The sequence below is a fragment of the Streptomyces sp. NPDC006384 genome (genome assembly GCF_042870695.1).
Lineage (GTDB): Bacteria > Actinomycetota > Actinomycetes > Streptomycetales > Streptomycetaceae > Streptomyces.
The window spans coordinates 208,086-228,172 of the sequence record NZ_JBIAHR010000007.1; the positions used below are offsets into that span (position 1 = coordinate 208,086).

General features: G+C 75.6%; 20 protein-coding genes and 1 pseudogene. 15 read left to right on the forward strand and 6 right to left on the reverse strand.

The annotated features are described in order from the left end of the window. Positions 1–157: 157 nt before the first annotated feature. The 3 genes from ACFYOJ_RS11780 to ACFYOJ_RS11790 form a co-directional block, all read right to left on the reverse strand. Positions 158–418 carry a hypothetical protein gene (locus ACFYOJ_RS11780; protein ID WP_356551835.1) on the reverse strand — a complete coding sequence of 87 codons (261 nt, stop codon included), beginning with the start codon at positions 416–418 and terminating at the stop codon, positions 158–160. Between the two features lie 37 nt (positions 419–455). Then, positions 456–896, reverse strand: coding sequence for an SRPBCC family protein (locus ACFYOJ_RS11785; RefSeq protein WP_356551837.1), 441 nt, complete (start codon positions 894–896; stop codon positions 456–458). Between the two features lie 116 nt (positions 897–1,012). Continuing rightward, entirely contained in the window at positions 1,013–1,813 is an 801-nt protein-coding gene (locus ACFYOJ_RS11790; protein ID WP_356551839.1) for a hypothetical protein, read from the reverse strand. 98 nt (positions 1,814–1,911) lie between these two features. On the opposite strand from ACFYOJ_RS11790, the pseudogene ACFYOJ_RS11795 reads away from it, so the two are divergent. Further along, positions 1,912–2,118: pseudogene (locus ACFYOJ_RS11795) on the forward strand (transcriptional regulator); the annotation flags it as partial. Between the two features lie 43 nt (positions 2,119–2,161). On the opposite strand, the gene ACFYOJ_RS11800 reads toward ACFYOJ_RS11795, so the two are convergent. After that, complete coding sequence (locus ACFYOJ_RS11800; protein WP_356551841.1) at positions 2,162–2,995, reverse strand: polysaccharide deacetylase family protein; 834 nt, start codon at positions 2,993–2,995, stop codon at positions 2,162–2,164. Positions 2,996–3,147: 152 nt separating this feature from the next. Here ACFYOJ_RS11800 and ACFYOJ_RS11805 point away from each other — a divergent pair, with 152 nt between their 5' ends. From ACFYOJ_RS11805 to ACFYOJ_RS11860, 12 genes are all read left to right on the forward strand, one after another. Further along, positions 3,148–4,125 carry a UDP-glucuronic acid decarboxylase family protein gene (locus ACFYOJ_RS11805; protein WP_388596672.1) on the forward strand — a complete coding sequence of 326 codons (978 nt, stop codon included), beginning with the start codon at positions 3,148–3,150 and terminating at the stop codon, positions 4,123–4,125. A 265-nt stretch (positions 4,126–4,390) separates the two neighbouring features. Further along, complete coding sequence (locus ACFYOJ_RS11810) at positions 4,391–6,031, forward strand: carbamoyltransferase C-terminal domain-containing protein (protein WP_356551843.1); 1,641 nt, start codon at positions 4,391–4,393, stop codon at positions 6,029–6,031. Beyond that, positions 6,028–7,047 (forward strand): glycosyltransferase, encoded by a 1,020-nt coding sequence (locus ACFYOJ_RS11815; RefSeq protein WP_356551845.1) that lies wholly within the window; start codon positions 6,028–6,030, stop codon positions 7,045–7,047. Before ACFYOJ_RS11810 ends, ACFYOJ_RS11815 begins: the two co-directional genes overlap by 4 nt. After that, on the forward strand, positions 7,044–7,664 hold the full coding sequence (locus ACFYOJ_RS11820; protein WP_356551847.1) for an HAD family hydrolase: 621 nt from the start codon (positions 7,044–7,046) through the stop codon (positions 7,662–7,664). The genes ACFYOJ_RS11815 and ACFYOJ_RS11820 overlap by 4 nt, the downstream gene beginning before the upstream one ends. After that, on the forward strand, positions 7,661–8,650 hold the full coding sequence (locus ACFYOJ_RS11825; protein WP_356551849.1) for a glycosyltransferase family 9 protein: 990 nt from the start codon (positions 7,661–7,663) through the stop codon (positions 8,648–8,650). Before ACFYOJ_RS11820 ends, ACFYOJ_RS11825 begins: the two co-directional genes overlap by 4 nt. Next, positions 8,647–9,597, forward strand: a complete 951-nt coding sequence (locus ACFYOJ_RS11830; RefSeq protein ID WP_356551851.1) for a glycosyltransferase — start codon at positions 8,647–8,649, stop codon at positions 9,595–9,597. The genes ACFYOJ_RS11825 and ACFYOJ_RS11830 overlap by 4 nt, the downstream gene beginning before the upstream one ends. Then, positions 9,594–10,811, forward strand: coding sequence for a glycosyltransferase (locus ACFYOJ_RS11835; RefSeq protein ID WP_356551853.1), 1,218 nt, complete (start codon positions 9,594–9,596; stop codon positions 10,809–10,811). The genes ACFYOJ_RS11830 and ACFYOJ_RS11835 overlap by 4 nt, the downstream gene beginning before the upstream one ends. Beyond that, positions 10,811–11,410, forward strand: coding sequence for an SIS domain-containing protein (locus ACFYOJ_RS11840; RefSeq protein WP_356551855.1), 600 nt, complete (start codon positions 10,811–10,813; stop codon positions 11,408–11,410). Before ACFYOJ_RS11835 ends, ACFYOJ_RS11840 begins: the two co-directional genes overlap by 1 nt. A gap of 8 nt (positions 11,411–11,418) precedes the next feature. Next, positions 11,419–12,789 (forward strand): D-glycero-beta-D-manno-heptose 1-phosphate adenylyltransferase, encoded by a 1,371-nt coding sequence (rfaE2, locus tag ACFYOJ_RS11845; RefSeq protein WP_356551857.1) that lies wholly within the window; start codon positions 11,419–11,421, stop codon positions 12,787–12,789. Then, positions 12,786–13,910, forward strand: coding sequence for a glycosyltransferase family 9 protein (locus ACFYOJ_RS11850; RefSeq protein WP_356551859.1), 1,125 nt, complete (start codon positions 12,786–12,788; stop codon positions 13,908–13,910). The genes rfaE2 and ACFYOJ_RS11850 overlap by 4 nt, the downstream gene beginning before the upstream one ends. Then, complete coding sequence (locus ACFYOJ_RS11855; RefSeq protein WP_356551861.1) at positions 13,907–14,863, forward strand: glycosyltransferase; 957 nt, start codon at positions 13,907–13,909, stop codon at positions 14,861–14,863. The genes ACFYOJ_RS11850 and ACFYOJ_RS11855 overlap by 4 nt, the downstream gene beginning before the upstream one ends. Further along, a complete protein-coding gene (locus ACFYOJ_RS11860; protein WP_356551863.1) occupies positions 14,860–15,756 on the forward strand; it encodes a glycosyltransferase in 897 nt (298 codons plus the stop codon). Before ACFYOJ_RS11855 ends, ACFYOJ_RS11860 begins: the two co-directional genes overlap by 4 nt. A gap of 85 nt (positions 15,757–15,841) precedes the next feature. Here the strand turns inward: ACFYOJ_RS11860 and ACFYOJ_RS11865 are convergent, their stop codons facing one another. Next, positions 15,842–16,150, reverse strand: a complete 309-nt coding sequence (locus ACFYOJ_RS11865) for a DUF3040 domain-containing protein (protein ID WP_356551864.1) — start codon at positions 16,148–16,150, stop codon at positions 15,842–15,844. 63 nt (positions 16,151–16,213) lie between these two features. After that, positions 16,214–17,101 carry a polysaccharide pyruvyl transferase family protein gene (locus ACFYOJ_RS11870; RefSeq protein WP_356551866.1) on the reverse strand — a complete coding sequence of 296 codons (888 nt, stop codon included), beginning with the start codon at positions 17,099–17,101 and terminating at the stop codon, positions 16,214–16,216. Positions 17,102–17,420: 319 nt separating this feature from the next. On the opposite strand from ACFYOJ_RS11870, the gene ACFYOJ_RS11875 reads away from it, so the two are divergent. Beyond that, complete coding sequence (locus ACFYOJ_RS11875) at positions 17,421–18,254, forward strand: alpha/beta hydrolase (RefSeq protein ID WP_356551868.1); 834 nt, start codon at positions 17,421–17,423, stop codon at positions 18,252–18,254. A 141-nt stretch (positions 18,255–18,395) separates the two neighbouring features. Then, positions 18,396–20,066 carry an AMP-binding protein gene (locus ACFYOJ_RS11880; protein ID WP_356551870.1) on the forward strand — a complete coding sequence of 557 codons (1,671 nt, stop codon included), beginning with the start codon at positions 18,396–18,398 and terminating at the stop codon, positions 20,064–20,066. Positions 20,067–20,087 lie beyond the last annotated feature (21 nt).

Genomic DNA, 20,087 nt, shown 5'->3' on the forward strand with positions numbered 1-20,087 from the left:
GGCGAGTTGGGAGGCATGGGCACTGTCGCGACCGTGGGCGGAGGGGGCGGCGTACCGGCTTCCGACAGTTTCGAAGATCTGTTACGGACGTTCGGGCGTGGCCCGACGGGAAACCTGCCGTCGCGTCGGCCTCCCGGCGGACGGCCGGGCCGGGGCGTCAGCGGTGAGGTGTCTCCGACGGCGGTTCGGTGCCGTCGAGTCGCCGACGGCCGGCCCGGGAGTTCCGCGGGGTACGCGCGTCGCCCGGGCGGTTGCCCGCGAGCATGTCCGGACGGTGGCCCGTGAGCAGCGCGGGAGCGTCGACGACCAGGCTCTCGTCCCCGCCTCGGTTGCGGTGGAGCCAGGTGGTTCCGGGCGCGACGTCCGGCCGCTCGCCGGTCTCGAAGGCGACGGCCACGAGGCCGGGCCGGGTCGGCACGGCGGCGCTCCGAAGAGGACCTGACGCCCCGTGAAGGTCAGGGGTGTCGCAGGAGTCGGTTCACCGCTCGTCCGAACACGTACCGGCCCGACCGCTCCAGTACGCCGTCGAAGAGGGACGGCAGCGGGCGGACGCGCAGCTCCTCGCGCCAGCGGACACGTGCACGGCCGCCGGGTCCCGGACCGACCTCGATCTCGGCCCAACCCCTGATCACCCGCCCCCGTTTGACCAGCCGGCACCGGCCGGGTGCGTCCTCCTCCGGTGGCTGCCAGACGGTCACCTCCATGGTGTCGTCGAAGGCGAGGGGGCCGACCCCCGTGCGGGCGACGACCAGGGTGCCCACGGCCGTGGGCGGGGGAGGGGAGACGGTGACCCGGGTCAGCGGCACCGCGTCGCCGTGGCGGTGCCACGTGGTGAGCCGTCGCCATGCCTCGTCCGGAGGGAGCGGGGCGGTGCGTTCGAGCGAGAAGGTGACCACGTCACGATCGTATGCGGGCGAGGCGGTGCGAGGCGGTGCGGTGCGAGGCGGCGGCCCGGGGCTCCGGCGGGGGCGGGCGGGGACGCGGGCGGCCGGCACCCGTGAGACCGACGGTGTCATGAGGACGCCAGCGAGGCGGTCACCACCGCCCGCTCCGCGCAACCGGCCGCGCGCAGCCCGTCACCCACGGCCTCGGTCAGCCACACCGCGGCGTCCACCGACCACTCCGGCACACGGCACGCGAGCCGCAGCACGCCGCGTTCACGGGCCTTGTCGTAGCCGTGTTCACCGTCCACGTCCGCCAAGCCGGACACGTCGAGGTGCCCGGTGGCGATCTCGGCGGCGGCGATGTCGCCGAGCCGCTCCGAGACGGCGCCGGGCACCGCCGCCTCCCTTCCCCGCAGCGCCGGTCCGGCGGCGACGGTGACGCTCACGGGGACGGAGGCGGCCGGGTCGGCGAGGGCGAACCATCTCCGCATCGCCCGGAAGTCGTCGGAAGCGTCTCCGACGAGCTCCTGCAGCGGGAGGACGGCATGCAGCCCGGTGAAGCGGACGTGCCCGATCCGGTTCACCGCGTCCGACAGGATGCGCGCCAGGTGGAGGAGGGGGAGGCGCGGCTCACGGACGTCGTCCGGGATCTCCGCCGACATCCACGCCAGCTCCCGGACCTTCCCGTCCTGCGTCCAGTCCCCGCCGGCCAGGGCGTCGGCCCAGCGCCCCGGGTCCTGGACGATCCGGGCCTCGCCCCATCCCCGGTACTCGTAGGTCCAGCCGCCGGTGGAGTACCAGCCGTAGGCTTCCGCCCTGCGCATGGCGAGGTCGTACAGCTCGCTGCCGTGGGCGTCGCATGTGACGTGCGACGCCCACGGGTACCGGTCGAGTACGCCATGCAGGGCGGCAAGCGTTTCGTAGTGCACACGATGACCTTTCCGTACGTACGTGACCGGCGTCCGGCGTCCGGGGCGGTGGACCCGGACGCCGGAGACGGCGTGAGACGCCGCTGTACAGCTTCGGCGGCACCGTCGGCCGCCATGAGGCCGCACGCAAGACCATCGACCACCCGCACGCAGGAGCTCTGACACTGGACTGCGACGTACTCGCCGTGGCGGGCAGCGACCTCCGGATCATGGTCTACACGGCCGAGCCCGGCACCGAGGACGCCGAACGCCTCGCCCTGCCGACCGTGCTCGGCACCCGGACGCCGGCGGAGCCCGCCGGCTGACAGGCTCCGTCGCCGTCCTGCGGCCTCTTCCGAACGGCAGGCCCTAGCGGTACACCTTGCCCGGTTCCGCCTTCCCGGGGGCGAGGAGCTGGGACACCGTGACGAAGACGTAGCCCCGCTTCTTGAGCGCGTCGATGATGCCGGGGACGGCGGGGACGGTGCCGTCGTAGAGGTCGTGCAGCAGGATGATGCCGTCCCGGGAGGACTGCTCCAGGACGCGCTTCGTGATCAGGGCGGAGTCGTTCGTCTTGTAGTCCTTGGCGGTCACGGTCCACAGCACCTCCGCCAGGCCCAGTTCGCGGCAGATGTCGTGCACCGTGTCGTCGGTGCGGCCCTGCGGCGGGCGCATCAGGGTGGGGCGCCGCCCGGTCAGACGCTCTATCTCCTTGTTGGGGCGCTCCAGTTCCTCGCGTATCTCGTCCGGCTCGGCGTCCGTGAGGATCTTGTGCGTCCAGGTGTGGTTGGCGAGTTCGTGCCCCTCGTCGGCCATGCGCCTGACCAGCTCGGGGTAGGTGTCGATGTGCCGCCTGCCCAGCAGGAAGAAGGTCGCCGGGACCTGCTCCTCCTTCAGGATGTCGAGCAGCCGGGCGGAGTGCTCGCTCGGGCCGGCGTCGAAGGTCAGCGCGATGCACTTGGCGTCGCGGCAGTCGACCGTGCCGGAACCGGCCCGTGCCCGGGCGCCGGCCGCGCCCTTCGCGTCCCCGCCCTTCGCGTCCCCGCCCTTCGCTTCCGCCGCCTCGCGGACGGAGGCGGGCGAGGTCGTCTCGAGCTTGGTACAGCCGCTCAGTGCCAGTGTCAGCGAGGCGGCCGCCGCGAGAATCGCGGCTCCGCGCAACCTGGTCCCCGTTTTTGTCATCTTGCTGGTCAGCGAAGGCATACGGGGACTATACACAGAGTGTATAAACGCCGTTCATACTGCCCCCTCACCTCCTTCCGGGCGGGCTTCTCGAATCGCCGTTCGAGGTAGGAGGGGCTCCGTCCGGGTTACTCAGCCGGCACGCACGTGTAGGCGAGAGTGAGGAGCACCCCGTGAGCGAGAGCCCTCTGAGCGGACGCGTCTGGCGACGGGCCCTGGTGACCGGCGGCGCCGGGTTCGTGGGATCCCACCTGTGCGGCCGGCTGCTGGAGGCCGGCACCGACGTCGTCTGCCTCGACAATCTGGCCACCGGCTCCCGGAGCAACGTGGCCGAGCTGGAACGCCACCGCGGCTTCCGCTTCGTCCGGGCCGACGCGACCGACCCGAGGGCCCTGCGCGCACTGCCCGGCAGCTTCGACCTCGTCCTGCACTTCGCCTGCCCGGCCTCGCCCGCCGACTACCTCCGGCTGCCCCTGGAGACCCTCGACGTCGGCTCCACCGGCACCCGCAACGCCCTCGAGCGGGCCCGTGCCGACGGCGCCCGCTTCCTGCTCGCTTCCACCTCCGAGGTCTACGGCGACCCGCTCGAGCACCCGCAGCGCGAGAGCTACTGGGGCAACGTCAACCCGATCGGCCCGCGCAGCGTCTACGACGAGTCCAAGCGCTTCGCCGAGGCCCTGGTCACCGCCCACCGTCAGGTGCACGGCACCGACACCGCCATCGTCCGCATCTTCAACACCTACGGCCCCCGCATGCGCACCGGCGACGGCCGCGCCGTGCCGACCTTCATCGCGCAGGCCCTGGACGGCATGCCCCTCACCGTCGCCGGCGACGGCGGACAGACCCGCTCCCTGTGCTACGTCGACGACACCGTCGACGGCGTCCTCGCGCTCGCCGCCTCCGACGAGAGCGGCCCGGTCAACATCGGCGGCACCGACGAGATCACCATGCTGGAACTGGCCCGGCGCATCGTCGAGCTCACCGGTTCCGGCTCCCGCATCCGCTTCGTCGAACGTCCCGTGGACGACCCCGGCCGGCGCAGGCCCGACACCACCCTGGCCCGGGAACGGCTCGGCTGGCAGCCGCGCGTCGGCTGGAGCGAGGGGCTGGAACGGACCATCGGCTGGTTCGCCCACGCGGTCGCCGCGTAGGCCTCCGGCGGTCGCCGCGTAGGCCTCCGGCGGAGGACGCGTGCAGACTCCCGGCGGGACGGTACGTGCAGGCCCCCGGCGGGACGGTGCGCGTAGGTCTCCGGCGGGGGGCGGGTCGCGTGTCGTCACGCCCGTGGGAGTCGCACTCCGTAACAGATCCGCTCATTTCTGGAATTGAGTTGTCTTCAAGTGTTTGAGGCAGCCGCCTCGCGGCACCCGCCACGCCAGCAGGACCCCAGCAGTCGCCCGGGACGGAGCACACCCCATGCGCATCCTCGGTATCAACGCCCTGTTCCACGATCCGGCCGCCGCCCTCGTCGTCGACGGCCGGACCGTCGCGGCCGCCGAGGAGGAGCGCTTCAGCCGCCGCAAGCACGGCAAGCGCCCGGTGCCCTTCTCCGCGTGGGAGGTGCCGGAGCTGTCGGCGCGGTGGTGCCTGGAACACGCCGGGGTGCGGCCGGAGGAGCTGGACGCCGTCGCGTACTCCTTCGACCCCAAGCTCGCCCGGCCCGCCCGTGACATGGGCCTGAACGACCCGTGGGACCCGCTGCGCCTCGAATACGCCCGCCGCGCACCGGAGTTCCTCGCCGAGGCGCTGCCCGGCCTCGACCCCGACCAGGTCGTCTTCGTCCCGCACCACGTGGCGCACGCCGCCTCCGCCGGACCGGCCTCGCCGCACCCCGACAACGACGTCCTCGTCCTCGACGGGCGTGGCGAGTGCGCCTCCCACCTGGCCGGCCGCTACCGCGACGGCAAGCTCGACACCCTCGCCACCCAGGCGCTGCCGCACTCGCTGGGCCTGGTCTACGAGGAGCTGACCGAGCACCTCGGCTTCCTGCGCAGCAGCGACGAGTACAAGGTGATGGCCCTCGCCTCCTACGGCACCCCCCGCCACCTGGACCGGCTGCGCGAGCACATCCACGCCACCGGCGACGGCGGCTTCCGCGCCCACGGCGTCGACTGGGCGGCCCTCGCCCCGGCCCGCGCCAAGGGCGAGGACTGGACGAAGGACCACGCCGACCTGGCCGCCAGTACCCAGGCGGCGCTGGAGGAACTCCTCCTCGACCTCGTCCACTGGCTGCACCGCGAGGCCGGCGGCGAGGCCCTCACCATGGCGGGCGGCGTCGCGCTGAACTGCGTCGCCAACTCGAAGATCGCCGCGCGCGGCCCGTACCGGCACGTGTGGGTGCAGCCCGCCGCCGGTGACGCGGGCACCGCCCTCGGCGGCGCGCTGCACGTGGCCGCCGCCCAGGAGGGCACCGCCCCCGAGCCGATGCCCGGCGCCGACCTCGGCCGCGGCTGGAGCGACGAGGAGATCCGCGCCTGGCTGGAGACGGCCGCGATCCCCTACGAGGAGCCGGACGACATCGCCGAGACGGTCGCCGAGGAACTCGCCCGGGACGGCATCGTCGCCTGGTTCCAGGGCCGCAGCGAGTTCGGGCCGCGCGCCCTCGGACACCGCTCCCTGATGGCCCACCCGGGCCGCGCGGAGAACCTGGAACGCCTCAACCACGTCAAGGGCCGCGAGGAGTTCCGCCCCGTCGCGCCGATGGTGCTGGCCGACCGCGCCGCCGAGATCTTCGACGGGCCGATCCCCAGCCCGTACATGCTCTTCGTGCACGACGTCGCCCCCGCCTGGCGCGACCGCGTCCCGGCCGTCGTCCACGTCGACGGCACCGCCCGCATCCAGACCGTCGAGGAGCGCCGCGAACCGCTCGTCGCGCGGATGCTGGCCGCCTTCGAGCGGCGCACCGGGCTGCCCGTCGTCGTCAACACCAGCCTCAACACCGCCGGACGGCCCATGGTCGACGACCCGCGCGACGCGCTGGAGTGCTTCGGCTCCGCGCCCGTGGACCTGCTGGCCATCGGCCCGTTCGCGGTGCGCCGGGGGAAGGCGTTCGCATGACCGGCGCCACCATGACCGGCTACGCCGTCGTCGTCCCCACCCTCGCCCGCGGCACGCTGGCCGACTGCCTGGCCGCGCTGGCCGCCGCGACCGGCCCCGGTCCCGACGAGATCGTCCTCGTCGACGACCGGCCCGGCCCCGACGCCGACCCGGCGGCGCTGGAGCACGCGCTGAGCGTCCTCGGCGACCTGCGCGAGCGCACCGTCGTGCTGCGCAGCGGCGGCCGGGGACCCGCCGCCGCCCGCAACACCGGCCTGCGCGCCGTCACCTCGCCGTGGACCGCCTTCCTCGACGACGACGTCCAGGTCGGCCCGCACTGGTGCGACCAGCTCGTCCAGGACCTCGCCGAGGCCGCCCCCGACACCGGCGCCGTCCAGGGCGTCATCGCCGTCCCCCTGCCCGGCGAACGCCGCCCCACCGACTGGGAACGCGGCACCGCGGGTCTCGCGCAGGCCCGGTGGATCACCGCCGACATGGCCTACCGCACCGACGTGCTCAAGCAGGTCCACGGCTTCGACGAACGCTTCCCGCGCGCCTTCCGCGAGGACGCCGACCTCGCGCTGCGCGTCCTCGACGCCGGCTGGCGCATCCAGCGGGGCCGCCGCACCACCCGCCACCCCGTGCGCCCCGCCTCCCGCTGGGTGTCGCTCGCACAGCAGCGCGGCAACGCCGACGACGCCCTGATGCGGCGCCTGCACGGCCCCGACTGGTGGTCCAGGGCGATGGCACCCCGGGGGCGTATCCGCCGGCACGCCGCGGTCACCGCCGCCGGTGCCGCCGCCCTCGTCCTCGCGGTCGCCCGCCGGCCCCGGGCCGCCGCCCTCGCCGGGCTCGGCTGGGCCGCCGGCACCGCCGAGTTCGCGTGGGCGCGCATCGCGCCCGGACCGCGCACCCGCGACGAGGTGACGACCATGCTGGTCACCAGCGTGCTCATCCCGCCCGCCGCGACCTGGCACCGGCTGAACGGACTGTGGCGGCACCGCGCCGCCCGCCCGTGGCGGGAGGTGGCCGTATGAGCCCCGTCGAGGCGGTGTTCTTCGACCGCGACGGCACCCTCGTCCACGACGTCCCCTACAACGGCGACCCCGCACGGGTCCGGCCCGTCGACGGCGCCCGCGAGGCGGTCGCGCTGCTGCGCGGCCACGGCATCCGCGTCGGCGTCGTCACCAACCAGTCCGGCGTCGCCCGCGGCCTCGTCAGCGACACCGACGTCCGCCGTGTCAACCGGCGCGTCGACGAGCTGATCGGCCCCTTCGACGTCTGGGCGGTCTGCCCGCACGGCCCCGACGACGGCTGCCACTGCCGCAAGCCGCGGCCCGGACTGGTGCTGTGGGCGGCCGGACGCGTCTGCGCCGCGCCCGCCGACTGCGTCGTCGTCGGCGACATCGGCGCCGACGTCGAGGCCGCGCAGCGGGCCGGCGCCCACGGCATCCTCGTCCCCAACGAGCGGACCCGCCCCGAGGAGATCGCCGCCGCCCCCCACGTCGCCCCCGACCTGCCGACCGCCGTGCGCGCCGTCCTCGACGGGCCGCCCAAGGGCCGGATCCTGGCGGACGAACGGCCCCTCAGGGAGGCGTACAAGGGGGCGTACGGCACGGGCGACGCCGTCGGCACCCGAGGGAGGCCGCGATGAGAGCCCTGGTCACCCGGCTCGACAGCTTCGGCGACGTCCTGCTCGCCGGACCCGCCGTGCGTGCCGTCGCCGCCCGCGCCGACCACGTCACCCTGCTGTGCGGGCCGCGCGGCGCGCCCGCCGCCCGGCTGCTGCCCGGCGTCGACGAGATCCTGGTGTGGGACGCGCCGTGGGGCGGGTTCGAGCCGCCCGACGTCAGCCGGGAGGACATCGACGCCCTGGTGGAGCGGATCGACGCCGACACGGCGCTGGTCCTCACCTCCTTCCACCAGTCCCCGCTGCCCACCGCCCTGGTGCTGCGCCTGGCCGGCGTCCGGTACATCGCCGCGGACAGCGTGGACTACCCCGGCTCCCTCCTCGACCTGCGCCACCGGCGCGCCCCGCACGCCCACGAGGCGGAGGCCGCCCTCGACCTCGCCGAGGCGGCCGGCTTCCCCCGGCCCGACGACGGACGGCTGCGCGTCCACCCGCCGCCCTCCGTCGACGCGCTCACCGGCCCCGGCCCGTACGTCGTCCTGCACCCCGGCGCCAGCGTCCCCGCCCGCGCCTGGAGCCCCGAGCGCAGCGCCGAGGCGGTGCGCGAACTGGCCGCCGCCGGACACCGCGTGCTGGTCACCGGCGGCCCCGGCGAACGCGACCTCACCGCCTACGTCGCCGGCGGGCACGGCACCGACCTCGGCGGCCGCACCGAGGCCCCCGAACTGGCCGGCGTCCTCGCGGGCGCGTCCGTCGTCGTCACCGGCAACACCGCGCCCGCCCACCTCGCCGCCGCCGTCGGCACCCCCGTGGTGTCCCTGTTCGCCCCGGTCGTACCGGCCGGACGCTGGCGGCCCTACGGCGTTCCCTACGTCCTGCTCGGCGACCAGGACGCGCCCTGCGCCGACAGCAGGGCCCGGGACTGTCCCGTCCCCGGCCACCCCTGCCTGAACACCGTCACCGGCACCGACGTGGCGGCCGCCGTCGAGAAACTCCTGGGGGAGGCATGAGGATCCTCATCTGGCACGTGCACGGGTCGTGGACCACGGCCTTCGTGCAGGGCCCCCACACCTACCTCGTCCCCGTCACCCCGGACCGCGGACCCGACGGCCTCGGCCGCGCCCGCACCTGGGACTGGCCCGAGTCGGTGATCGAGGTCCCGCCGGAGCGGCTGCGGGACGAGGACGTCGACCTCGTCATCCTCCAGCGTCCGCACGAACTCGCCCTGGTCGACCGGTGGCTGGGCCGCCGCCCGCCCCTGGTCTACCTGGAGCACAACGCCCCCGACGGCGACGTGCCCGACACCCGCCACCCGGCCGCGGACATCCCGGGCGTCACCCTCGTCCACGTCACCCACTTCAACCGGCTGATGTGGGACTCCGGCACGACGCCCGCCACCGTCGTCGAGCACGGCATCGTCGACCCCGGCCACCGCTGGACCGGCGAACTCGAACGGGCCGCCGTCGTCGTCAACGAACCCGTCCGGCGCGGCCGTACGACCGGCACCGACCTGCTGCCCGAGTTCGCCCGCGCCGCCCCGCTCGACGTGTTCGGCATGCGCACCGAGGGACTCGCCGCACACATCGGCGTCGCCCCCGAGCGCTGCCGCACCCGGGACGTCCCCCAGAGCGACCTGCACACCGAACTGGCCCGCCGCCGCGTCTACGTCCACCCCGTGCGCTGGACCTCGCTGGGTCTGTCCCTGCTGGAGGCCATGCACCTGGGCATGCCCGTGGTCGCGCTCGCCACCACCGAGGTGACCGAGGCCGTCCCCCCGGGCGCCGGCGTGGTCTCCAACCGCATCGACGTACTGACCGACGCCGTGCGCGACTTCCTCGCCGACCCGCCGTACGCGCGGGCCGTCGGCGAGGCGGCCCGCGCGGCGGCCCTGTCCCGCTACGGGCTGTCCCGCTTCCTGGACGACTGGGAGCGGCTGCTGAAGGAGGTGACCCGATGAGGATCGCCATGGTGTCCGAGCACGCGAGTCCGCTCGCCGCGCTCGGCGGCGTCGACGCCGGTGGACAGAACGTCTACGTGGCCCGTCTCACCGAGGAGTTGGCCCGGCGCGGCCACGCCGTCACGGTCTACACCCGCCGTGACTCGCTGGACCTGCCCGACCGGGTGCCGTTGCCCGGCGGCGGCATCGTCGAGCACGTGCCCGCCGGACCGGCCGAGACCGTGCCCAAGGACGGCCTGTTCCCCCACATGCCGGCCTTCGGCGCGTACCTGGCGCGCGCCTGGAGCCGCGAGCGGCCCGACGTGGTCCACGCCCACTTCTGGATGTCCGGCATGGCCTCCCAGATCGGCGCCGCGCCCTACGGCATCCCCCTCGTGCAGACCTTCCACGCCCTGGGCACCGTCAAGCGGCGCCACCAGGGCCTGCGGGACACCAGCCCGTACGAGCGCATCGGCATCGAGCGGCAGCTCGGCCTCAGCTGCGCGCGGGTGCTGGCCACCTGCACCGACGAGGTCGTCGAACTCGGTGACATGGGCGTACCGCCCCGCCAGGTGTCCGTCGTGCCCTGCGGCGTGGACGCCGGGCACTTCCGCCCCGGTGCCGCCTCCGGCCGCACCCCCGCCCGGCGGCAGCGGCACCGTCTGCTGGCCTGCGGCCGGCTGGTGCCCCGCAAGGGCTACGACCAGGCGATCCAGGCCCTCGCCGTCATCCCCGACACCGAACTGCTCATCGCGGGCGGACCGCCGTCCGGCGCCGTCGACGCCGACCCCGAGGCGCGGCGCCTGACCGAGCTCGCCCACCGCGCCGGCGTCGCCGACCGGGTCCGGCTGCTCGGCGCGGTCGACCCGGGCGACATGCCCGCCCTGCTCGGCAGCGCCGACCTGGTGCTGTGCACCCCGCTCTACGAGCCCTTCGGCATCGTCCCGCTGGAGGCCATGGCGTGCGGCGTGCCCGTCCTCGCCACCGACGTCGGCGGCCACCGCGACTCCGTCGCCGACGGCATCACCGGCCGGCTCGTCGCCCCGCAGGACCCGGACGCGATCGCCGAGGCCGCCTGTGAACTCCTCGCGGACGACGCCCTGCGCCGCCGGTACGGCGCGGCCGGCCGCGACCGCGTCCTCAAGCATTACACGTGGCGGCGCGTCGCCGACGGCGCGGAACAGGTGTACCGCCTGACGCTCGCCGACCACGCGCCGGCGAAGGAGGTGGCGTGATGACCGTGCATCCGCCCGTCGTCGGGCACTGTGACGAACTCCAGGTCGCGCTGCGGGCGTTCCGCGCCTCCGCGCACATCACCGAACGCTGGGGCGAACGTCTCGCCGGCGTCCTGTCCGGCGGCGGCCGGCTGCTGGCCGCCGGCAACGGCGGCAGCGCCGCCCAGGCCCAGCACCTGACCGCCGAACTCGTCGGCCGCTACCGCGACGACCGGCCGCCGTTCTCCGCGATCGCCCTGCACGCCGACACCTCCTCCACCACCGCGATCGCCAACGACTACGGCGTCGACGAGGTCTTCGCCCGCCAGGTGCGCGCCCACGGCCGCGCGGGCGACGTGCTGATGCTGCTGTCCACCTCCGGCGCCAGCGCCAACCTGCTGTCCGCCGCCGACGCCGCCCGCGCGATCGGCATGCGGGTGTGGGCCCTCACCGGCTGCGAACCCAACCCGCTGATGGCGGGCAGCGACGAGTCCCTGTGCGTGGACGCCCCCTCGACGGCCACCGTCCAGGAGATCCACCTGGTCGCCGTCCACATGATCTGCGCGGCCTTCGACGCCGCCCTGGACCGGGGCACGCCGGGCGGGAGGACGCGGAGGTGAGGCGACGCATGACGGACAGGACCCCGCTGACCGTGGTCGGCGACGCCCTGCTCGACCGCGATCTGACCGGCTCCGCCGACCGGCTCGCGCCCGACGCGCCCGTACCGGTGGTCGCGGAGTGCGCCGAACGCGTACGGCCCGGCGGTGCCGCGCTCGCCGCCTACCTCGCCGCCCGCGACGGCCGCGAGGTCACCCTGATCGCCGGCGTCGGCGACGACCCCGCGAGCCGTGCCCTGCGCGAACTGCTGGAACCCTGGCTGACGTTGGTGCCGCTCCCCCTGACCGGCACCCTGCCGGAGAAGACCCGGGTCCTCGCCCACGACCATCCCGTCGTCCGCCTCGACCGCGGCGGCGGACGCGCCCGCGAGGCCACCGAGGAGGCCCGCGCCGCGCTGCGCTCCGCCCGGGCCGTCCTCGTCTCCGACTACGGCCGCGGCGCGGCGGACGCCCTGCGGGACGTGCTGGCCGCCCGCCCGCCGCTGGTCTGGGACCCGCACCCGCGCGGAGGAGCCCCGGTATCCGGTACCCGGCTGGTGACGCCCGCCGAGAAGGAGGCGCACGGCTTCGCCCACCGGGACGCCCGCCCGGGCGGGGGCCTGCGCGCCGCCGCGCAGCACGCCGCCGCCCTGGTGCGCGACTGGCGGGTCGCCGCGGTCACGGTCACCCTCGGCGCGCGCGGCGCGCTGCTGTCGTACGGGGAGCACCCGCTGCTGGTGCCCGCGCCCGCCTCCCACCACGGGGACTCCTGCGGCGCCGGCGACCGCTTCGCCGCGACCGCCGCCGGGCTGCTCGCCGACGGCGCGCTGGTCGGGGAGGCCGTGGAGGGCGCGGTGGGCGCCGCCACGGCGTTCGTCGCCGCGGGCGGCGCGGGCGCCCTGCCGCCCGCGGGGACCGGCCCGGCACCCGCCCCGCCGTCCGACACCGACGACCCGCACGCCCTGGCCGCCCGCGTCCGCGCCCAGCACGGCACCGTCGTCGCCGCGGGCGGCTGCTTCGACCTGCTGCACGCCGGACACGTCGGCCTCCTCCAGGCCGCCCGCCGGCTCGGCGACTGCCTCGTCGTCTGCGTCAACTCCGACGCCTCGGTACGGCGCCGCAAGGGCGACGGCCGCCCCGTCAACCCCCTCGCCGACCGCGTCCGCGTCCTGCGCGCCCTCGCCTGCGTCGACGCCGTCGCCGTCTTCGACGAGGACACCCCCGAACGCCTCCTCGCCGACCTGCGCCCCGACGTGTGGGTCAAGGGCGGCGACTACGCGGGCGCCGACCTGCCCGAGGCGGCGCTGCTCCAGGAGTGGGGCGGCCAGGCCGTTCTGCTGCCCTACCTCGACGGCCGCTCCTCCACGGCCCTGATGGCACGCGCGGCGGAGGGCGTCCGATGACCGGCGGCACCCCGCGCGGACCCCGGCCGCCGGCCGTGCCCTCGGCGGGCGGGCCGGTGACGGGGGATCCGGTGCACCCGCCGTCCCCGGCCGCGCACCCGCGGTCCGCCGCTTCCGCCTCCGCCCCCGTCCCGGCGTCCCGTGACGGGGCCGGGGACGAGGAGGGACGGCCCCGTCTCCTCGTCCTGCGCGCCCTCGGTCTCGGGGATCTCCTCGCCGGTGTGCCCGCGCTGCGCGCCCTGCGCCGGGCGTACCCCGGTCACGAACTCGTGCTGGCCTGCCCGGCCGGGCTGGCGCCGCTCGTCGCGGCGACCGGCGCCGTCGACCGGCTGCTGCCCGCCGCCGCACCCGGCCGGGCCGTGCCGCGCACCCTCGACTGGACCGGCCCGCCCCCCGACGTCGCCGTCGACCTGCACGGCAACGGCCCGCCCAGCCACCGCCTGCTGGCCTCCCTGCGCCCGCGCAGACTGCTGGCGTTCGCCCACCCCGCCACCCCGGAGATCGACGGCCCGCCCTGGTACGCCGACGAGCACGAACGCGACCGCTGGTGCCGGCTCCTGAGGGCCTACGGCATCGACGCCGACCCCACCGACCTGCGCCTGCCCCGCCCGGACACGCCCTCCCCGGCGCCGGGCGCGGTCGTCCTGCACCCCGGCGCGGGCGCTCCCTCCCGCTGCTGGCCCGTCGAGCGGTACGCCGCCGTCGCCGAGGCCCTGCGCGCCCGCGGCCGGCGGGTCGTGGTGACCGGGGGAGCGGACGAGGGCGACCTCGTGGCCCGCCTCGCCAAGCTCGCCGCCCTGCCCGACACGGACGTGTTCTCCGGCGGCCTGCCCTACGACCGGCTCTCCGCCCTGGTCGCCGACGCCCGCGCCGTCGTCAGCGGCGACACCGGCATCGCGCACCTCGCCGTCGCCCACGCCGCCCCCTCCGTCACCCTCTTCGGCCCCGTCCCGCCCAGCCGCTGGGGCCCGCCGGACCATCCCCGCCACCGCGCCCTGTGGCACCCCGGTCCCGACGGCGACCCGCACGGCCACCAGACCGATCCCGCGCTGCTGCGGATCGGCACCGACGACGTCCTCGAGGCGCTCGACGCCCTGGACGCCCCCTGCGAGGCACCATGAACCACCGCACCACTCCCCACGATCCCGGCGCCCACAGCCCCGGCCGCACCGCGTCCGCCACCCGGGAACGGCCGCGCACCGGCCCCACCGGGCACGCCCCCGTCGGCATCGTCATCGCCACCCGCAACCGCTCCGCGAGCCTCGCCGTCACCCTGCGCCGCCTGCTCGCCCTGCCCGAACGCCCCGAGATCCTCGTCGCCGACAACGCCTCCACCGACGACACCCGCGCGATGCTCGCCCGCGACTTCCCCAAGGTCCGCGTCCTCGCACTGCCCTTCAACCGCGGCGCCCTCGCCCGCACCCACGGCGTCCGCGCGCTGGACACCCCGTACGTGGCGTTCAGCGACGACGACTCCTGGTGGGCACCCGGCGCCCTCGCCGCGGCGGCCCGCCTGTTCGACGCGCACCCCCGGCTCGGCCTGATCTCCGCCCGCACCCTCGTCGGCCCCGCCGAGGACGCCGACCCCCTCAACGACCTCCTCGCCGGCTCACCGCTCGGCCGCGCCCCCGACCTGCCCGGCACCCAGGTCCTCGGCTTCCTCGGCTGCGCCGCCGTGGCCCGCCGCGAGGCCTACCTCGACACCGGCGGCTACCACCCCCTGCTGTTCTTCGGCGCCGAGGAGACCCTCCTCGCCTACGACCTCGCCGCCCGCGGCTGGGGCGTCACCCACTGCCCCGAGGTCGTCGCCCACCACCACCCGGACCCCGGCCCCCGCACCGGCCGCCCGGCCGTCGTCCGCCGCAACGAACTCCTCACCGCCTGGCTGCGCCGCCCCCTGCCGCACGCCCTCGCCCGCACCCGCGCCCTCGCCGCCGACGCCCGGCACGACCCGCACGCCCGCCGCGCCCTGCGCGAGACGCTCACCCGCCTGCCCTCCGCCCTGCGCGCCCGCCGCCCCCTGCCCCCGCACGTGGAACGCGCCGCCCGCCTCCTGGAGGGAACGACCTCGTGACGGACCCCCGCACCACAGTCGTCGTCATCACCCACAACCGGCGCCCCGAACTCCTGCGCACCCTGGACCGCCTCGCCGAACTCCCCGAGAAACCCCCGGTGATCGTCACCGACAACGCCTCCACCGACGGCACCGCCGAAGCCGTCACCCGCCACCACCCGGACGTACGGCTGCTGCGCCCCGGCCGCAACCTCGGAGCCGTGGGACGCAACCTGGCGGTCCGTCAGGTCACCACGCCGTACGTGGCGTTCTGCGACGACGACTCCTGGTGGGCGCCGGGCTCGCTGTCCGGCGCCGCCGACCTGCTCGACCGGTACCCGGCGGTCGGCACCGTCACCGCCCGCATCGTCGTCGAACCGGACGGCACCGAGGACCCGATCGTCGCGGAACTGCGCGACTCGCCCGTGCCCCGCCCCGACTGGCTGCCGGGACCGGCCCTCGGTTCGTTCCTGGCCGCCGCGACCGTCCTGCGCACCGACGCCTTCCGCGCCGCGGGCGGCTTCCACCCCCGGCTGTGGCTGGGCGGCGAGGAGGAGCTGCTCGCCGCGGACCTGGCCGCCGACGGCTGGTGGCTGACGTACGACGACAGCCTGACGATCCATCACCACCCGTCCACGGTCCGCGACTCGACGCTGCGGCGGACGCACGGCATCCGCAACACCCTGTGGTTCACCTGGCTGCGCCGCCCGGCCGGCCACGCCCTGCGCCGCACCCTGCACCTGGCCCGGACCGTCCCCCGCGACACCGCGTCCCTGCGTGCCTTCGCCGAGGCGACGGCCGCCCTGCCGTGGATCCTGCGCGAACGACGGGTCCTGCCCGCGGAGGTCGAGGCACGCCTGCGCGCCCTGGAACCGGCCCAGCGCACCTCCACGGCGCGCAGCTACACGGGCTGAGGGACCACGCGCTCCCGGCCCCCGCCGAGGGGACGGGGTGCCGGGAGCGCGTGCGACGGCGTACGAGGCGGCGGGGGTGCCGGTGTCAGCCGCCCGACCACCGGCACAGCAGCCGGAACACCGCGAACAGCGTGGGCGGCCACGCCGCGGCGAAGGCCCAGATCACACCGGGTTCGGAGGTGACGATGCCGGTCACCATGAGGGTGACGGACAGGGCGAGCAGCAGCAGGACCGTCAGGGTGCGTGGTCGGTAGGCCGCCACCCGCGTCAGGTCGGGACGGCGGCCGGTCCGGAAGGTGCGCAGCTGCCGGTCGAGCCGACGGTCGCGGCGCAACGCCCGTTCCACCTCGTCGAGTATGCGCTGCTCGTGATCGGGGAGCCGGTCGATGGACACGATGATTCCTCCTGGGCGAGGACGAGGACCGACCACCTCCGAGTGCCCCGCGCGCCTGCGGGACTAACCGGCCGGCCGCGTCCGGAGCGCCGCCACGAGACCGTCCGCGCCGTCCGGGTCCGCGCCCGCGCGGAACCCGGCGCCGATACGCCGCGCGGCCTCGCGCCCGTCGGCCAGGCACCACGCCCACCAGCGTTCGAGCACCCCCGTCTCCAGCCGCTCGGCGGCCACCAGCGCGGGCCAGCCGCACGCACGGGCCTGCGCCGTCACCTTCGCGCCGCCCGCGACCGGGTCCACCGCCAGTGCCGGCGTCCCGGCCCGCAACGCCAGCACCAGCCCGTGCAGCCGGTCGGTGACGACCAGGTCCAGCCGGGACAGTACGGACTCCAGCTGGGCCGGCGTACCGCACAGCCGCCAGTCGTGCGCGTCCAGCCGCGTCTCCAGCTCCAGGCGCGCGCAGTCCTTGCCGGCCAGCCAGCGCGTCACGTCCTCGGCGACCTCGGCGTGCCGTCGCCGCGCCCCGTACTCGTGCTGCCCGTGGGTGAGGACCACCCCGACGACCGGCCGGGCCGGGAGGGCGGGGGCGCGCGCGGCGAGATCGAGGGCCGGCGCGCTGCCGGCGGCGTCCCGGGCGAGGACGCGGTCGAAGCCGGTGACGGCAGGGGAGGCGGGGTCGACGACGGAGACGCCGACGGCGATCCGCACACAGTGCGCGAACCGCCGGTGCAACTCCTCGACCTGCGGCCCGTGCACGGGCCCGCACACGAACACCAGATGCGAGTACGCCGCCGGGTCCACGTCCGCGAAGTGCAGCGCGTCCGTCCGGAAACCCGGGCTCCACACGACGTCGTGGGCGATGCCCGCGCCCCGCAGCTCCTCCTCGGCCCGGTGAAGCGCGAGCACGTCCCCGGCGGTCGCCTCCCCGTCCAGGAAACTGAACCACCCGGTCACCAGCACCCGCCCCGGCCCACCGCGCCCGCGGTGTCCCTGTCGGCCGTTCTCCTGCCCGCCGCGCCCGCCGTGGCCCTGCCCGTCGTGTCCCTGAGGTCCGTGCACAGTGGCCATGGGTGCCCGCCCGGCCGGAGGGCAATCACCGCGTCCCCCGTTCGGCCACGCCCGCGCACCCCACGCGACGATGCGCCCCGATGAGACGTACGGCATCCGCTTCGGCACGGTGCGGGGCTGAACGGCCACCGCGCACCGCTCCGTTGACAGGGGAGGCTAACGGCATTAGCTTGAAGCTAACAACGTTAGCCACCTGGGGGATGTCATGACCGAGTACCTCGCCGTCGCCGGCGGCACGATCGCCTACGAGGTGGCCGGCTCCGGCCCGCTGATCGTCCTCGCGCACGGCATGGGCGACAGCCGAGCCGCCTACCGGCACCTGACCGGCCCCCTCGTGGCGGCGGGGTACCGGGTCGCCTCGGTCGACCTGCGCGGCTGCGGCGAGTCCAGCACGGACTGGACGCAGTGGAGCCGTACCGCCATCGCCGGGGACCTGCTCGCCGTGATCCGGCACCTGGGCGGCCCCGCCGTGCTCGTCGGCCACTCCGTCTCCGGCGGCGCCGCCACCATCGCCGCGGCCCGGGAACCCTCCCTGGTCAGCGCCGTCGTCGAACTGACACCCTTCACCCGCAAGCAGTCGGTACGCCTCGGCGACCTGCGGGTGAGGCGCTTCCGGCGCGGCATGCTGCGCCTGCTCGGCACGGGCGTCCTCGGCAGCCGGTCCCTCTGGCGCTCGTACCTCGACCTCGCCTACCCGGGCGTCAAGCCGGCCGACTGGGCCGCACGGCTGGACCGCGTCGACGCCCTGCTGCGCGAGCCCGGCCGCATGAAGGCGCTGCGGAACATGGGCCGCAGCGCCCCCACCGACGCCGGCGCCCGGCTCGGCGACGTCCGCTGCCCGGTCCTGGTGGTGATGGGCACCCTCGACCCCGACTGGGCCGACCCGCACGCCGAGGGCACCGCGATCGTCGACGCCCTGCCGCCCGGCCTCGGCCGCCTCGAGATGATCGAGGGCGCCGGCCACTACCCCCACGACCAGTACCCCGACCGGGTGCTCTCCCTCACCCTCGCCTTCCTCTCGGACACCGCCCGCCCATGACGCCCGCACCACCGGCGCGACGCCCGCCACGGACGGCGCGTCCGGACGCGAACCGCCGGCGGCCCCTGGTGAGATCTGCGCCACGGAGGGCACGATGGCCCGGAGCCGCACGGCAAGGGGCCGGCACCGAGGAGGTCGCAGATGACGACGGCGACGGAGAGCTTCCGCAGGGCACGGGATTTCCTGCTGGAGCACCGCGAGGACTACACAGCCGCCTACGAGGGCTTCACCTGGCCCCGCCCCGAGCACTTCAACTGGGCCCTGGACTGGTTCGACGTCATCGCCGAGGGCAACGAGCGCACGGCGCTGCACCTCGTGGAGGAGGACGGCTCCGAGACCCGCGTCTCCTTCGCGCGGATGTCCGACCGCTCCGACCGCGTCGCGAACTGGCTGCGCGAGCACGGCGTCCGCGCCGGGGACCGCGTCCTCGTCATGCTCGGCAACCAGGCCGAGCTGTGGGAGACCGCCCTGGCGGCGATGAAACTGCGCGCCGTGGTCATCCCGGCCACCACCCTGCTCGGCCCCGCCGACCTGCGCGACCGCGTCGACCGCGGCCGGGTGCGGCACGTCGTCGCCCGCGCCGAGGACACCGGCAAGTTCGACGACGTGCCCGGCGACTACACGCGCATCGCGGTCGGCGGGACGGACCGGGCCGGCTGGCTGCCCTACGAGGACACCGCCACCGCCCCGGCCGGCTTCACCCCCGACGGCCCCACCGCCGCCGGCGACCCGCTGATGCTGTACTTCACCTCGGGCACCACCGCCCGCCCCAAGCTGGTCGAGCACACCCACACCTCGTACCCCGTCGGGCACCTGGCGACCATGTACTGGATCGGCCTCAGGCCCGGCGACGTGCACCTGAACATCTCCTCACCCGGCTGGGCCAAGCACGCCTGGTCGAACCTGTTCGCGCCGTGGAACGCCGAGGCGACGGTCTTCGTGCACAACTACACCCGCTTCGACGCCGCCCGGCTGATGCGGGAGATGGACCGGGCCGGCGTCACCACCTTCTGCGCCCCGCCCACCGTGTGGCGGATGCTCATCCAGGCCGACCTCACCCAGCTCACCACCCCGCCGCGCGAGGTCGTCGCCGCCGGCGAACCGCTGAACCCGGAGGTCATCGAGCAGGTCCGACGGGCCTGGGGCAGGACCATCAGGGACGGCTTCGGCCAGACCGAGACCGCCGTCCAGGTCTCCAACAGCCCCGGCCAGGTGCTGAAGACGGGCTCGATGGGCCGCCCCAGCCCCGGCTACCGCGTCGTGCTCCTCGACCCCGTCACCGGCGCCCCCGCCGACGAGGGCGAGATCGCCCTCGACCTGTCCGAACGCCCCGTCGGCCTGATGACCGGCTACCACGGCGACCCCGACCGCACCGCCGAGGCCATGGCCGGCGGCTACTACCGCACCGGCGACATCGGCACCCGCGACGCCGACGGCTACCTCACCTACGTGGGCCGGGCCGACGACGTCTTCAAGGCCAGCGACTACAAGATCAGCCCCTTCGAGCTGGAGAGCGCCCTGCTGGAGCACGAGGCGGTCGCCGAGGCGGCGGTCGTCCCGGCCCCGGACGAACTGCGCCTCGCCGTCCCCAAGGCGTACGTCGTCCTGGCCGCGGGCTGGGAACCGGGCCCCGACACCGCCAAGGTCCTCTTCGAGCACTCCCGCGAGGTCCTCGCCCCCTACAAGCGCATCCGGCGCCTGGAGTTCGGCGAACTGCCCAAGACCGTCTCCGGCAAGATCCGCCGCATCGAACTGCGCGAGGCCACCGCCGCCGGCTCCGCGGACGAGTACCGCGAGGAGGACTTCCGGTGACCTCCGCCGCAGGCGGCGCCG